Below are 16,059 nucleotides of genomic sequence, written 5' to 3' on the forward strand. Positions count from 1 at the left end.
CATTTTGACAACTACGGAGGATGGAATCATGGCATTACTAACACGGAACAGGGGCGCACTGCTGCTGTTAATGTTTAATATTTTTCTTGTTTTTACGGGTATTGGTCTCGTTGTGCCGATTATGCCTGCGTATATGGATCTACTGCATATCACCGGATTCACGGTTGGATTGCTGGTAGCGGCATTTTCCTTCACTCAGTTTCTGTTCTCCCCGCTTGCGGGTCGATGGTCGGATACGTGGGGACGTAAAAAAATTATCGTTGGCGGTATGCTGATCTTTGCCGTATCCGAGTTTATGTTTGGTGCGGTCAATGCACCAGTGCTGCTCTTTGCAGCCCGGATGCTTGGTGGTATTGGTGCGGCGATGATCTTCCCGGCAGTTATGGCTTACACCGCAGATATTACAACAGAGGAAGAACGCGGCAAAGGTATGGGATTGATTAATGCAGCGATTACAACCGGATTTATTATCGGCCCGGGAATTGGTGGGTACATTGCGGACTTTGGCATTCGAATTCCGTTCTACGCCGCTGGGGTTGCCGGTTTGCTGGCATCCATCATTACATTGATTATTTTGCCGGAATCCACGCGAAGCACAGGAGAACAAAGTAAACCTATCCCTGGTTTAACGAAGGCCAAAGCTCCGGGTATGGTATCCCAATTGCTGAATTCATACCGTGAACCGTACTTTTTCAGTTTGATTATTGTATTTGTTATGGCATTTGGTCTAGCGAACTATGAGACGGTATTTTCACTATTTGTGGATCACAAGTTTGGTTTCACGACCAAAGACATTGCATTTATCATTACATTTGGTTCCATCGCAGGTGCGGTTGTGCAAGTATCCCTGATCGGTTGGTTGCTCAACCGGTTTGGTGAAAAGATGGTCATTTCAGTCTGTCTGTTATTTGTAGCCGTATTTGTACTGTTAACCTTGTTTGTAAGTACGTACTGGATGATTCTTGTCGTAACGTTTATCGTCTTTTTGGGAATGGATATCTTACGTCCGGCGATCAGTACACAGATGTCCAAACTGGCACAAGAACAACAAGGTTTTGTGGCCGGACTGAACTCGGCGTATACCAGCTTGGGGAATATCGCAGGTCCAATCGTAGCTGGAGCATTGTTCGATGTGAATATTAACTATCCTTATGTTTCGGCTGCTGCTGTTCTGGCGATCTGTTTCCTGTTATCCCTACGGGTACTCAGAGGGGCCAAAGCGATAAAGCAACCGAAGGCTGAAATGTAATTTTATAATTGGAAAAGAAAGCTTCCACATCAATGCATCAACACCAAAAAAGTCGACTACACATGTTTCATGTGCAGTCGACTTTTTTAATAGTACGTGTATTAACGAATTTCTCCGTTCGTTTCAATCAGTTTTTGATACCAATGGAAACTTTGTTTGCGGATACGTCTCAATTCCTTGATATCGAATTCCTCACGATCCACATAGATGAAGCCATAACGTTTGCTCGACCCTTGATGTGTGCTGACCAGATCTATCGCAGACCAAGGGCAGAAGCCAAATACATCCACACCGTCCGTAATCGCCAGTTGAATCTGTTCGATATGTTTATTGAAGAATTCAATACGATATGGATCGTTAACGACATCGCCTTCCTCCAGTTTATCAAAGGCACCCAGACCGTTTTCCGTAACAATCAATGGCAGATGATAACGGGAGTAGATTTGGCGCAGGGTAGAGCGGAAGCCCACCGGATCAATTTCCCAACCAAACTCCGTTTTTTGCAGATTGGGATTCACAGATCCTCTATATGCGCCCGGTTCACCTACGATTTCATGCTGGTCTCCTGTATGTGAGAAGTCATTGCCATCGTTCAGACTTTCACCAACCGTCTGGGAAGTGTAGTAGTTAAACGCAATAAAGTCAGGGTTTCCTTGAGCAAGAATATTCATATCTCCGTCTTCAATGATGGGCGTATATCCTTTCTCTTCGAGATAACTCCAGGCAATATGATTATAACGTCCATATACCGCCATATCGAGATAGAGCCAGTTACGAATGGCAGCATAGTTATCAGCTGCAAGTGTGTCTTCGGGTTTGGAGCTCGCCGGGTAAATTACACCGATATTAGGAGCTGGGCCAATCTTGGCTTCAGGTAGCATTTCATGACACAGTACCATAGCTTTAGCTTGAGCAACCAGCATGTGGTGATTTTGCTGATATAGTGTTTTTTGCGGATCAACAAGTGTTGTATCCAGTGTACCCAGAGAGCCAGGATGCAGAATTAGCATATTTTGTTCGTTGATGGTCAGCCAAAATTTAACCCGATCTCCGTAGTTCTCATATAGGGTCTTGGCATATTGTTCAAAAGCATCAATCGTTGCTCGGTTGGACCAGCCGCCTTTTTCTTCAAGCGCATAAGGAAGATCGAAGTGATACATGGTCACAATGGGTTCAATACCGTATTTAATTAACTCATTAATGAGGGAATCGTAAAAGGCGAGTCCCTTCGGATTCACCTCACCCGCTCCTTGCGGATAGATGCGTGTCCATGCGATCGAGAAACGGTAGGCTTTAAAGCCCATTTCGGCGAGCAACGCCACATCTTCTTTGTACATATGATAGTGATCACTGGTTACCTTGAAGTCGGTTACGCCTTCCACATGATTCCCCATGTCGATGACAGAAGGGCCTTTACCATCTTCATTCCAGGCTCCCTCAATCTGATAGGCAGAGGTTGAACCTCCCCAGAAAAAATCTTTAGGAAATGGTTTCAGTTGAGTATGTTTCATGGTTAGTTCCTCCTAAGTTGAATTCGTATAATATAAGTTGTGTCAGACAACGAGAGTCAGCAGGACATCATTTTTCTGTACCTGTGCCTGAGTTGTTTCGAACACATCCACTTCTTGCTGCGTTAGAGTCACAATGACAGGTGTTACGGTTTCGTATCCGGCTTCCTTGATCTTATCGATGTCAAACTGGATCAACAGATCGCCCTGTCTGACGATATCACCTTCCTGAACAACTGGAGAGAAGTGTTTTCCCTTCAGCGCTACTGTGTTGATGCCAATATGAATCAGAATTTCCGTTCCTGCGTTAGTTGTTAATCCAATGGCATGTCCAGTCGGGAAGAGGGAAGTGACAACACCGTCTACCGGAGCGACAACTTCACCAATCTCAGGCACAATCGCCAAACCTTTGCCCATAGCCCCAGTTGAAAAGGCTGGGTCGTTAATGGTACTCAGTGCTACGGCTTTACCTGTAAGTGGGCTATATATTTGTTCCTTTTTGATTTCAGTTGTTTTAGTCTCAGATACAACAGGAAGTTCTGCTGGTGTACTTTCAGTCGATGTGTTGGAGACGGATTCGTTTTTAACGGAATCTGTATCTTTGGTTTTGCTTTCGTAACCAAACATCACCGTTAATACCGCGGCTACCGCAAAGGAGCAGGCGATCGCAATCACGTAGACAACCGTTGGTGTATAGACAGGAATGGCAAATATATTGTGGAACACATAAGCAGTCATTTTAACACCAAAGTGACCATTGATGGCACCGCCGATCGCACCTGCGATGACCACGATAGGAATCACACGTTTATAACGCAGGATCAGGCCGTATACGATTGGTTCAGTGACACCTGCAAGTAAACCGGTAAGGCTGGTCGAGCCAGCAAGGGTTCGCAGGGTTTTATTCTTTTTAGCTTTCAGGAAAATACCGAAGGCTACACCGATTTGTGCAAAAACGGCCGCAGCAGCCATGGCTTCAATTGGGTCGCCGCCAACCCCGATATTCTGAATCGTGATTGGAGTAAAGCCCCAGTGGAGTCCGAACACAACCATGAAGGTCATGAATCCACCCAGTACAACCCCTGATAATATACCGCTGACACCAATGAGCCAAGTTACGCCGGAGGAGATCCAGTCACCTACCGTGGTGCCAAATGGTCCAAAGGCCATTGCGGACAGAGGAACCATAATCATCAAAGCAATCATGGGTACAAGGAACAATTGCAGGTCTTTCAAAATGATTTTCTTGAGTAACTTATCGAGAACAGCGTAGATACTAATCGATATGAAGATTGGGAATACGCTGGCTGAATAATTCATCATCACAACCGGTATACCCAGGAACGATACATCTGAGCCCTTATCCATCAGCCCAGTGAAGCTCGGTTCCATCAGAGCGGCACCAATTACGCCAGCTACATAAGGATTGGCTTTCAGCTTCATACCCAGTGTGATGCCAAGGAAGATGGGCAAGAAATAAAATACAGCGTTGCCGGCAGCGGATAAAATCAAGTATGTGTCACTTGTATCCGACATCCATCCGAGCATGGTCAGGACAGTCAGCAAAGCTTTTAGCATACCTGATCCTGCCATAGCCGGGATTAATGGCGAGAAACTTCCGGATATAATTTCAAAAACTTTGGATAATAGCGAGGTTTTTTCCCCTGTGGACTCAGCCGATGAGGAGGAATCTCCTCCGAAATCCCGGTTTTTCATAATCTCCGCATATACATGAGCCACGTTACTACCGATGACAACCTGGAATTGGCCGCCGCTTTCAACAACGGTAATAATACCATCGTGTTTTTCAAGCGTTTCGCGTTCGGCTTTTTTTGAATCTTTCAGGTCGAATCTCAGCCGGGTCGCACAGTGGACAAGACCATTGATATTGGCTTCTCCGCCGACGAGACGAACGATGTCATCCCCCATTTTTTTATGATCCATGTTCATTCTCCTTTGTTGTTAAGATTGCCTGAAAACAAAAAAATACCTAAACGAATGGCTATGATCATCGGAAAGATGACCAGTTGCCAATCATTTAGGTATCGCCTGCTTGAGCAGTAACAATCCTTGTCGTTAAGTTGTGAGACCTACTATATATGACGCCGAAATCGTTTGCAAGCTTTTTTTATTCTGTGTCGAGAAGCTCGTTACGGGAAGTGACACGTTGAATATGGATCGTCAAATACACCTTTTCATCAATGGACATGGCACTTTCAAACTTGTCTTCAAGGTACTGATTGATTAATTGGGTGCACTGAAAAGCCTTGCTATATTTGTCCTTCACCTGCTCATACAGAAAGTTATCTCCTGAAGCAAATTGCTCCTGTTCATTACTCAACATTCGCTGCACAAAATATTGAAGATGGGTAATAAACCGGGAATAATTAAATGAATTTTCATCCAGGGCGATGTGGTAATGGTTGGTCACAATGTTGAAGATATCATCAATAACTTCAGTAATTTCAACGGTTTGTTTCATGCCTTGAGCATCTTGACGAGCGTTTACAAAATGCATCGCAATAAAGCTGGCCTCATGTTCATCCATTTGGATGCCGAATTGTTCCTGGATCAGCTCCACAGCGTTCATACCAATCCCAAACTCCTTCTTGTAAAACTTCTTGATCTGCCACAAAAGCGAATTTTTCAGTCCGACTGATTTACGGTACCGGGTAATGGCAAACTGAATATGATCGATCAATGATATATAGATATTATCACTAAAAATATCGCCCATTTCCTTTTTGGCATGGCCTACAATTTCGTCCGCTAACTTCAAATATTCAACCGATGTTTCCCCAATCAGATCGATTAATTTTTGTGGTATTTTATCCGATTTCAGCACAAAGGTTTTTTCGATTTTATCCTCATCCACAGGCTGTCCGTTTTTCTTTTTGAAGCCAAGACCGTTGCCAATGACAACAAATTCGTGACCAACCTGGTTCTCAGCCCGGATGACATTGTTGTTAAAAATCTGACGGATGATCATATATGTGTTTCACCTCAATTGGTCGTAATAAAAACAAAAAACCCAAACTAAGGCTTAATAGACAGCCTTGGTTTGGGTATCGCCTGCTTACCAGTAACAATCCCGAAGAAGACGCAGCTTCCTCTTTCAATTATGTCCACTATACCGCTTTCATAACAGAATAACAATACAATGATTTATGGAAATGGACGTAAAGACGTGGATTTTTGGTATAATAAGAAATGCTGGAAGTGAATTAGATGGGCTGGGTTGCATAATAAGTTACCGAGGACGGTCATTTTTAAGCATATACAGGATTATTGGAGTGATAACATGAGCAATGCAAAAGGAAAAGGCGGCACCGGTCGTGGTACGGGTAAAAAAGGCTGGAACCGTTGGCAAGCCGCTGCTAACCGGGCGAAAAGTGCACCGAAGCCTTATAAAAGTAAAGGTACAAAGAAGAAGGACGATACCGAAACTTCAAGTGGCAAGCCCGAGTAAGTATGGCTTGACGATGCCAGAGGAGAGAGCTGCCTGACTAACGGGTGGGTCTCTTTTTGCTTGAAAAGAAAAAAAATTAAATTGACAGTAATGTAAATATGGTAATAATATAGAGCTTACGCAAATTAGATGGTAGTGCTACTATATAGAGAAAGGAGCAACAGCATGCCTGTTAATATGGATGAAAATCCACTTGGACTGATTTTGTCACGGACGTATCTGGCATACAAAAAAACAACAACCAGAAATCTGAGTGAACAGGATATTACTCCGGAACAATTTGCAGTTTTGAATGAATTGAGCAAGGCTGGAAGCCATATATCACAGAAAAGACTGGCTGAATTAACAGTGCGGGACCAGACAACGGTAGGCAAAATTATAGACAAGTTGATTCGGAAAGGTCTGGTGACAAGAGAGGAAGATCCACAGGACCGCAGAGCGGTTTTGCTTTGTTTAACGGCGGAAGGACTGGAAATGAATAACGTTCTGACACCTAAGTCAAAAAAGCAAGAGCAAGAGGCACTCGCCGAATGTTCCCCTGAAGAGCTTGAAGCATTCATGGATGTGATGAATCGGATCTATGAAAAGATGAAATAAATTTTTTTGACCAAATATGTGCATGTGCATATATATGTAGTGCAATTATTTTAATTTTAACTAACGGGAGTCGTGAACGAATGAGAAGCTTCAAAGATTTTCTTAAAGTGCCACAGACAAAAATAGGGTTGGTTTTTGCTTTGATTGTTCCGCTGTTATTTGTTGTGATCTGGATGACGGGTTATCATCAAGCCACGGAGAGAGTGGATCAACTTCAAGTTGCTCTTGTGAACGAAGACGGGACACAGGGAACAGATGTGCAGAAGCAGATTGAAACGCTCGCGCCTTTCCATGTCAATGTACTGGATTCTGCCCAAGAAGCCGAGAAACAGATGAATGCTGGTAACTATGCGATGGTTATTGTTATTCCGGAAGGATTCACTGACCGGATTGAAGGCGGTACAGAGACGAGTTTGTCCTTCTATATTAATCAGGGAAATGCTGATGTAGCCAAATCCATTGTGGAACACGCAGCGACTGGAATGACTGCACAAATGGGACAAGGGATTTTGGAGTCCAAGGTTCAAGTCACCCTTAACCAGGATAGTGTCAACAACGATGAGTTGAGTGCAGCTATTGGACAAGCGATGGCAAAGATGAATGAAGGGCCTGTAAAGGCTGAAATTAATAAAACGAATAGTGTGAGTGATTTTGCTACATCGATGCTTCCCATGATTCTGGGTTTTATCACCTACATTGCTGCGATGACTATGAACATTCAGTTTAATATTACATCGAATATCATGAAACGTAACCACTCCAAATGGGAAATCTTCTGGGGACGGCAAATGCTGTTATTGTGTATAGCAGTAATCGTTCCTCTAATAGTGGATACAGTTGCTCTTCTGTTCACGGATGTGGCGAGCTCCTTCGGCGCGTTGTATCTGTATCATGTGCTGGTGAGTCTGGCGTGTATCTGTTTTACACAGATGAGTTTTGCCCTGTTTGGCAATGCAGGCCCTCTATTTAATGTAGCGATGGTTCCACTCCAGTTGATGACAGCAGGAAATATCATTCCAGCCGAGATGCTGGCGCCATTCTACCGTTATATGGGTAACTTTCTGCCCGCTTCAAATGGGGTACAGGGATTTATGCGTTTGATCTATAGTGGAGAGGCAGTAGGTGGATACATGGTTCATCTTCTGTTGATCTCCATTATTACGTGGGGAATTACGTTGCTGCGAGTTGGTATGCAAAAAGCAGGTAATGAACAAATGACGATGACGCCTCAAGCCTCAGCACAGGCACAACATTAAGAGTTTCCTTCTATAATCTAATAACACACAAGAAAGTGGTTCACGTATGGTTTTATGCGTGCATCACTTTTTTGTTTTTTTTCTATCTATAATACCTCTACTTATACTCGTGGTAACTTACAGTGCCCAGAGTAATCTTCCATGACCTTGATAAAAGGACAACCTAAATTGAGCATATTAATGAAGCTAAAATATATGAGAGGAGATGTATGCTAATACGTTTAAAATAAATTAGACATGTATTGCGATGTATGAATGGTAAAAATGTCATTTAAGCTATAATAAACTTTACACTGGGATAGAGGAGAGCACCACAGTAAAGGTAGTTGATTTGTAGTAAATGAATTTTATTAAATTAAGTATTGTAATTAATATATATACGTGATATATTATTAATCCGGCCAAGAAAACACGGTTTACACGGTGCGGCAAGCGAATGAAATAAGCTTCGAAAGAAACTTAAAAAAGAGCTTGCAAAGTTGGTTCGGACATGATATTATATAAGAGTTGCTGAAGAAAACAATGTTCGGTAACGAAACGAGTTTGATCTTTGAAAACTGAACAACGAGTGAGTAAACATTCTGCTTGCAGAATGAACGCAAAAGTTTGAGACGAGCCTTGGCTTGGATTGGCTGGAGCACAAATGAGATTTTTAATCTCGTCAGATTCAAAATGAGCTTATCGCTCTTTTCAATACTTTATTGGAGAGTTTGATCCTGGCTCAGGACGAACGCTGGCGGCATGCCTAATACATGCAAGTCGAGCGGACTTGAAGAGAAGCTTGCTTCTCTGATGGTTAGCGGCGGACGGGTGAGTAACACGTAGGCAACCTGCCCTCAAGTTTGGGACAACTACCGGAAACGGTAGCTAATACCGAATAGTTGTTTTCTTCGCCTGAAGGAAACTGGAAAGACGGAGCAATCTGTCACTTGGGGATGGGCCTGCGGCGCATTAGCTAGTTGGTGAGGTAACGGCTCACCAAGGCGACGATGCGTAGCCGACCTGAGAGGGTGATCGGCCACACTGGGACTGAGACACGGCCCAGACTCCTACGGGAGGCAGCAGTAGGGAATCTTCCGCAATGGGCGAAAGCCTGACGGAGCAATGCCGCGTGAGTGATGAAGGTTTTCGGATCGTAAAGCTCTGTTGCCAGGGAAGAACGCTTGGGAGAGTAACTGCTCTCAAGGTGACGGTACCTGAGAAGAAAGCCCCGGCTAACTACGTGCCAGCAGCCGCGGTAATACGTAGGGGGCAAGCGTTGTCCGGAATTATTGGGCGTAAAGCGCGCGCAGGCGGTCATTTAAGTCTGGTGTTTAATCCCGGGGCTCAACCCCGGATCGCACTGGAAACTGGGTGACTTGAGTGCAGAAGAGGAGAGTGGAATTCCACGTGTAGCGGTGAAATGCGTAGATATGTGGAGGAACACCAGTGGCGAAGGCGACTCTCTGGGCTGTAACTGACGCTGAGGCGCGAAAGCGTGGGGAGCAAACAGGATTAGATACCCTGGTAGTCCACGCCGTAAACGATGAGTGCTAGGTGTTAGGGGTTTCGATACCCTTGGTGCCGAAGTTAACACATTAAGCACTCCGCCTGGGGAGTACGGTCGCAAGACTGAAACTCAAAGGAATTGACGGGGACCCGCACAAGCAGTGGAGTATGTGGTTTAATTCGAAGCAACGCGAAGAACCTTACCAGGTCTTGACATCTGAATGACCGGTGCAGAGATGTACCTTTTCTTCGGAACATTCAAGACAGGTGGTGCATGGTTGTCGTCAGCTCGTGTCGTGAGATGTTGGGTTAAGTCCCGCAACGAGCGCAACCCTTATATTTAGTTGCCAGCATTTCGGATGGGCACTCTAGATAGACTGCCGGTGACAAACCGGAGGAAGGTGGGGATGACGTCAAATCATCATGCCCCTTATGACCTGGGCTACACACGTACTACAATGGCCGGTACAACGGGCTGCGAAATCGCGAGATGGAGCCAATCCCAACAAAGCCGGTCTCAGTTCGGATTGCAGGCTGCAACTCGCCTGCATGAAGTCGGAATTGCTAGTAATCGCGGATCAGCATGCCGCGGTGAATACGTTCCCGGGTCTTGTACACACCGCCCGTCACACCACGAGAGTTTATAACACCCGAAGTCGGTGGGGTAACCGCAAGGAGCCAGCCGCCGAAGGTGGGATAGATGATTGGGGTGAAGTCGTAACAAGGTAGCCGTATCGGAAGGTGCGGCTGGATCACCTCCTTTCTATGGAGAATCGTTTCCTGCAACGGAAACATTCAAATACGCAGCTTAGCTGCAAAACACTCACTCGTTGTTCGGTTTTGAGAGCTCAAACTCTCAAAACAGCTTGCTTTTGCATGGAGCTTGTTCTTTGAAAACTAGATATCGAAACGAAACAAACGCGAATTAGAACATTCCTTTTTAGCTGAACTTGTGTTAAACAAGTTTCAATAAAAACGGTAGATTGCTGGAGCGAGTGATCGAAATGGAGCGACTTTTGGATTTGGACGTAGTCCAAACCAAGCGGAGCGACAGCTCGAACACGAGCGCAATGGTTAAGCTACTAAGAGCACACGGAGGATGCCTAGGCGCTAGGAGCCGATGAAGGACGTGGCGAACAACGAAACTGCCTCGGGGAGCTGTAAGCAAGCTTTGATCCGGGGGTGTCCGAATGGGGAAACCCAGCTGGGGTAATTTCCAGTTACTCACAACTGAATACATAGGTTGTGTAGAGGCATACCAGGGGAACTGAAACATCTAAGTACCCTGAGGAAGAGAAAACAATAGTGATTCCGTCAGTAGCGGCGAGCGAACGCGGAGAAGCCCAAACCAGAGAGCTTGCTCTTTGGGGTTGTGGGACGTCTCACATGGAGTTACAAAGGAACCGGTTAAGCGAAGAGGTCTGGAAAGGCCCGCCAAAGAAGGTAAAAGCCCTGTAGTTGAAAGTTGGTTCCCTCCGAGACGGATCCCGAGTAGTGCGGGGCACGTGAAACCCCGTATGAATCCGGCAGGACCATCTGCCAAGGCTAAATACTTCCTAGCGACCGATAGTGAAGCAGTACCGTGAGGGAAAGGTGAAAAGCACCCCGGAAGGGGAGTGAAATAGAACCTGAAACCGTGTGCTTACAAAAAGTCAGAGCCCGTTTTAGGGGTGATGGCGTGCCTTTTGTAGAATGAACCGGCGAGTTACGTTCCCGTGCAAGGTTAAGGTGAAGAGCCGGAGCCGCAGCGAAAGCGAGTCTGAATAGGGCGATGTAGTACGTGGACGTAGACCCGAAACCGGGTGATCTACCCCTGTCCAGGGTGAAGGTGCGGTAACACGCACTGGAGGCCCGAACCCACGCATGTTGAAAAATGCGGGGATGAGGTGGGGGTAGCGGAGAAATTCCAATCGAACTCGGAGATAGCTGGTTCTCCCCGAAATAGCTTTAGGGCTAGCCTCGGAAAACAGAGTCGTGGAGGTAGAGCACTGATTGGGTGCGGGGCCCGCAAGGGTTACCAAGCTCAGTCAAACTCCGAATGCCATAGACTTACTTCCGGGAGTCAGACAGTGAGTGCTAAGATCCATTGTCAAAAGGGAAACAGCCCAGACCATCAGCTAAGGTCCCCAAGTGTGTGTTAAGTGGGAAAGGATGTGGAGTTGCACAGACAACCAGGATGTTGGCTTAGAAGCAGCCACCATTGAAAGAGTGCGTAATAGCTCACTGGTCGAGTGACTCTGCGCCGAAAATGTAACGGGGCTAAACACACCACCGAAGCTATGGCTTGATGCTTTGCATCAGGGGTAGGGGAGCGTTGTATAAGGGTTGAAGGTGTACCGTAAGGAGCGCTGGACATTATACAAGTGAGAATGCCGGTATGAGTAACGAAAAGATCAGTGAGAATCTGATCCGCCGAAAGCCTAAGGGTTCCTGAGGAAGGCTCGTCCGCTCAGGGTAAGTCGGGACCTAAGGCGAGGCCGAAAGGCGTAGTCGAAGGACAACAGGTCGAAATTCCTGTACCACCGTAAGCCGTTATGAGCAATGGGGGGACGCAGTAGGGTAGTGACGCGGACTGATGGATGTCCGTCTAAGCAGTGAGGCTGATGTGTAGGCAAATCCGCACATTGTAAGGCTGAGCTGTGATGGGGAGCGAAAATTATAGTAGCGAAGGTCATGATCTCACACTGCCAAGAAAAGCCTCTAGCCAGGTGATGGTGCCCGTACCGCAAACCGACACAGGTAGGCGAGAAGAGTATTCTAAGGCGCGCGGAAGAACTCTCGTTAAGGAACTCGGCAAAATGACCCCGTAACTTCGGGAGAAGGGGTGCCCCGGTAGTGTGAATAGCACGAGGGGGCCGCAGTGAAAAGGCCCAAGCGACTGTTTAGCAAAAACACAGGTCTGTGCGAAGCCGTAAGGCGAAGTATACGGGCTGACGCCTGCCCGGTGCTGGAAGGTTAAGGGGAGTGGTTAGGAGCAATCCGAAGCTGTGAACCGAAGCCCCAGTAAACGGCGGCCGTAACTATAACGGTCCTAAGGTAGCGAAATTCCTTGTCAGGTAAATTCTGACCCGCACGAATGGCGTAACGACTTGGGCGCTGTCTCAACGAGAGATCCGGTGAAATTTTAATACCTGTGAAGATGCAGGTTACCCGCGACAAGACGGAAAGACCCCATGGAGCTTTACTGCAGCTTGATATTGAATTTGGGTACGATCTGTACAGGATAGGTGGGAGCCTTTGAAGCATGAGCGCCAGCTTGTGTGGAGGCAACGTTGGGATACCACCCTGATCGTATCTAGGTTCTAACCTGGTACCGTAATCCGGTGCGGGGACAGTGTCAGGTGGGCAGTTTGACTGGGGCGGTCGCCTCCTAAAGAGTAACGGAGGCGCCCAAAGGTTCCCTCAGAATGGTTGGAAATCATTCGAAGAGTGCAAAGGCATAAGGGAGCTTGACTGCGAGACCTACAAGTCGAGCAGGGACGAAAGTCGGGCTTAGTGATCCGGTGGTACCGCATGGAAGGGCCATCGCTCAACGGATAAAAGCTACCCTGGGGATAACAGGCTTATCTCCCCCAAGAGTCCACATCGACGGGGAGGTTTGGCACCTCGATGTCGGCTCATCGCATCCTGGGGCTGAAGTAGGTCCCAAGGGTTGGGCTGTTCGCCCATTAAAGCGGTACGCGAGCTGGGTTCAGAACGTCGTGAGACAGTTCGGTCCCTATCTGTCGTGGGCGTAGGAAATTTGAGAGGAGCTGTCCTTAGTACGAGAGGACCGGGATGGACGTACCGCTGGTGTACCAGTTGTTCCGCCAGGAGCACCGCTGGGTAGCTATGTACGGACGGGATAAACGCTGAAAGCATCTAAGCGTGAAGCCCCCCTCAAGATGAGATTTCCCAGTATGTAAGACCCCTTGAAGACGACGAGGTAGATAGGCTGGGGGTGGAAGTGCAGCAATGCATGGAGCTGACCAGTACTAATCGGTCGAGGGCTTATCCAATAGCAAGTTGTAATTCGCATGTTTCGTTTCGAATCTAGTTTTCAGAGAACGATCTCTGAATGTAAGCTAAGCTATGCGTTTGGTGGCGATGGCGGAGGGGTTCCACACGTACCCATCCCGAACACGACCGTTAAGCCCTCTAGCGCCGATGGTACTTGGACCGCAGGGTCCTGGGAGAGTAGGACGCCGCCAAGCAATAGGAAGACACACTTGATGATATCGAGTGTGTCTTTTTTATTTTAAAGTAATTCATTTTATGTAATTCATTCGTTTCGATTTGACTTGTTATATACATAAAATACTGGCGTTCCAATCCTTAAAGCTGTGATACAATAGGTGAGGTCTATATAGAAAACGGAAACACGCATAAGTACGAGGAGGAACAGTGAACACAATGAAATCAGCCCCGTTTATTGCCGTGGAAGGTCCGATCGGAGCGGGGAAAACAACGCTGGCAACGATGCTTTCCCATGAATTGAATCTTCCGTTAGTTAAAGAAATCGTAGAAGAGAATCCATTTCTGGCTTCCTTTTATCAGGATATCGACGAGTGGAGTTTCCAATTGGAAATGTTTTTTCTGTGTAATCGGTTTAAACAACTGGAAGACACGGGCGTTCATTATGTAGAGCAGAATACCCCAGTCATTTCAGACTATCATATCTATAAAAATATGATTTTTGCCGATCGTACCTTAAAGGGAACGAAACGGGATAAATATCGTCAAATCTATCATCTGTTAACAGATGATCTGCCAAAGCCCAACCTGGTGCTCTATATTGAAGCTGAACTCGATACGTTGATGTACCGCATTAACAAGCGTGGACGCTCATTTGAGCAGGATATGGACCCGGCATATATGGAACAACTGATCGCCGATTACAAAACAGGCATGGATTATCTGGCAAATAGCACAAATCCGCCAGTAATCATTAAGGTCAATGCAGAGCAACTCGACTTTGTGGAACATCCTGAACACTTCAGGCAAATTGTTAATCAGGTAAAGGAGTATATCATATGAATAACTATGGCATTCCAACGAATGCATTAATTACAGTAGCAGGTACGGTTGGAGTGGGTAAATCCACGTTAACGGCTGCGCTTGCACAGCGTTTGAATTTCAAGACTTCTCTGGAGCAAGTAGATCACAATCCTTATTTGGAGAAGTTCTATCATGACTTCGAGCGTTGGAGCTTCCATCTGCAGATTTATTTCCTGGCAGAGCGCTTCAAGGAACAGAAGAAGATTTTTGAACTGGGCGGAGGATTCGTACAAGATCGTTCCATCTATGAAGATACGGGCATTTTTGCACAGATGCATGCGGATCAAGGAACCATGTCTGCTACAGATTTTGAGACATACAGCAGTTTGTTTGAAGCGATGGTGATGACACCGTATTTCCCACATCCAGACGTGCTGATCTATCTGGAAGGCAGTCTGCCTTCGATTTTAAACCGAATTACGGAACGTGGACGCGAGATGGAAATCCAAACGGACCGTTCGTACTGGGAGCACATGCACGAGCGCTATTCCGTGTGGATTGATCAGTTTACGGCTTGCCCTGTGCTGCGTCTGAACATTGATGAGTATGATGTGCATGATCCGGCATCGGTGGATGCCATTTTGGCACAGATTGCAGCTGTCATTCAGCCTTCCAAGGAAGTGCAAAGGTAAGATAGAGCGAGTTTGCCAATATAGTTTTCTGGATTACAGAGGTTATATCTATGATATAGATACGGACAACGTCCCTTCTACGGCTAATATGCTGTTGGAAGGGATATTTTTTTATGTACCAAGGGAATGATTATGAGATGTTTGTGGACAAAACTAAAATGATATATTCGAGCGAATAAGGAAATGGATGCTTAATATATCTTTTCTATTATATAAATACATGGTCACCAAAAGTAGAAAAATGTTGAATAATAGGTCTTTTTGTGGTTTCATAGGAAAGGTGAATTCTGGAAAAGAAGCATATGCATGACTCAGGAGGGAAAGACAACGTGGAAGAGAAACAAGGAGTTAAAATCGGTATGCCGATCATTGGTGGCTTAATTGCAGCCATTCTGGGAGGCATTGTATGGGCAACTATTGCTGCAATGACCGATTATGAGGTGGGATTAATTGCGATTCTGATTGGAGCGCTCACGGGTTACGCAGTTGTGTTGTTCTCCAATAAACAAATTGCGACGGTACATAAGATTATTGCCGTACTGTTTGCGCTTGTTGGTATTTTGTTGGGGAAATATCTGACGGTCGTATATTTTACTTCCGAACTGTTTGGTGATGTAGGCGTGATGGAACTTGTGTTTGATAGCGAGATGATCAGTGCGTTTGTGGAAACCTTCCAGGAGTACTTCAGTCAACCGATTGATTTATTATTCATCGTGCTTGCGATTGTGTCTGCATGGCAGATTCCTGGCCGGATGGCGAGAACTAGTCTAGCTACGGATGCATCTTCATCGGATCACGCACCAAGAGCTTAATCGGATAGACG

Annotated in this window: 10 protein-coding genes and 3 rRNA genes; 10 read left to right on the top strand and 3 right to left on the bottom strand. The window is 46.0% G+C overall.

All coding sequences use genetic code 11. The annotated features are described in order from the left end of the window. The first annotated feature begins 28 nt into the window (after positions 1-28). Positions 29-1,249, top strand: a complete 1,221-nt coding sequence (locus MKY44_RS04405) for an MFS transporter (RefSeq protein WP_341006156.1) — start codon at positions 29-31, stop codon at positions 1,247-1,249. A gap of 101 nt (positions 1,250-1,350) precedes the next feature. Here the strand turns inward: MKY44_RS04405 and MKY44_RS04410 are convergent, their stop codons facing one another. The 3 genes from MKY44_RS04410 to licT all read right to left on the bottom strand — a co-directional run bounded on the left by MKY44_RS04410 (position 1,351) and on the right by licT (position 5,746). After that, the gene (locus MKY44_RS04410; RefSeq protein ID WP_341006157.1) at positions 1,351-2,760 is read right to left on the bottom strand and encodes a glycoside hydrolase family 1 protein; all 1,410 of its coding nucleotides are present in this window, start codon (positions 2,758-2,760) and stop codon (positions 1,351-1,353) included. Between the two features lie 42 nt (positions 2,761-2,802). Then, a complete protein-coding gene (locus MKY44_RS04415) occupies positions 2,803-4,701 on the bottom strand; it encodes a beta-glucoside-specific PTS transporter subunit IIABC (RefSeq protein WP_341006158.1) in 1,899 nt (632 codons plus the stop codon). A gap of 184 nt (positions 4,702-4,885) precedes the next feature. Then, positions 4,886-5,746 (bottom strand): BglG family transcription antiterminator LicT, encoded by an 861-nt coding sequence (gene licT / locus MKY44_RS04420; protein WP_074093607.1) that lies wholly within the window; start codon positions 5,744-5,746, stop codon positions 4,886-4,888. A 312-nt stretch (positions 5,747-6,058) separates the two neighbouring features. Here licT and MKY44_RS04425 point away from each other — a divergent pair, with 312 nt between their 5' ends. The 9 genes from MKY44_RS04425 to MKY44_RS04465 all read left to right on the top strand — a co-directional run bounded on the left by MKY44_RS04425 (position 6,059) and on the right by MKY44_RS04465 (position 16,048). Further along, the gene (locus MKY44_RS04425) at positions 6,059-6,226 is read left to right on the top strand and encodes a DUF3934 family protein (protein ID WP_074093608.1); all 168 of its coding nucleotides are present in this window, start codon (positions 6,059-6,061) and stop codon (positions 6,224-6,226) included. Positions 6,227-6,391: 165 nt separating this feature from the next. After that, a complete protein-coding gene (locus MKY44_RS04430) occupies positions 6,392-6,823 on the top strand; it encodes a MarR family winged helix-turn-helix transcriptional regulator (RefSeq protein WP_341006160.1) in 432 nt (143 codons plus the stop codon). Positions 6,824-6,903: 80 nt separating this feature from the next. After that, positions 6,904-8,079 (top strand): YhgE/Pip domain-containing protein, encoded by a 1,176-nt coding sequence (locus MKY44_RS04435; RefSeq protein ID WP_341006161.1) that lies wholly within the window; start codon positions 6,904-6,906, stop codon positions 8,077-8,079. A gap of 698 nt (positions 8,080-8,777) precedes the next feature. Next, a 16S ribosomal RNA gene (locus tag MKY44_RS04440) occupies positions 8,778-10,330 on the top strand. 309 nt (positions 10,331-10,639) lie between these two features. After that, positions 10,640-13,565, top strand: a 23S ribosomal RNA gene (locus tag MKY44_RS04445). A 78-nt stretch (positions 13,566-13,643) separates the two neighbouring features. Continuing rightward, positions 13,644-13,760 (top strand): 5S ribosomal RNA (gene rrf, locus MKY44_RS04450). Together the 16S, 23S and 5S rRNA genes form the textbook arrangement of a ribosomal RNA operon. A gap of 199 nt (positions 13,761-13,959) precedes the next feature. Continuing rightward, entirely contained in the window at positions 13,960-14,583 is a 624-nt protein-coding gene (locus MKY44_RS04455) for a deoxynucleoside kinase (RefSeq protein WP_076329815.1), read from the top strand. Continuing rightward, a complete protein-coding gene (locus MKY44_RS04460; protein WP_036672670.1) occupies positions 14,580-15,236 on the top strand; it encodes a deoxynucleoside kinase in 657 nt (218 codons plus the stop codon). Before MKY44_RS04455 ends, MKY44_RS04460 begins: the two co-directional genes overlap by 4 nt. A gap of 329 nt (positions 15,237-15,565) precedes the next feature. Beyond that, a complete protein-coding gene (locus MKY44_RS04465) occupies positions 15,566-16,048 on the top strand; it encodes a hypothetical protein (protein ID WP_341006162.1) in 483 nt (160 codons plus the stop codon). The last annotated feature ends 11 nt before the right edge of the window (positions 16,049-16,059 follow it).

The organism is Paenibacillus sp. FSL R7-0026 (assembly GCF_038004485.1).
In the GTDB taxonomy this organism is placed as follows: Bacteria; Bacillota; Bacilli; order Paenibacillales; family Paenibacillaceae; genus Paenibacillus; species Paenibacillus xylanexedens_A.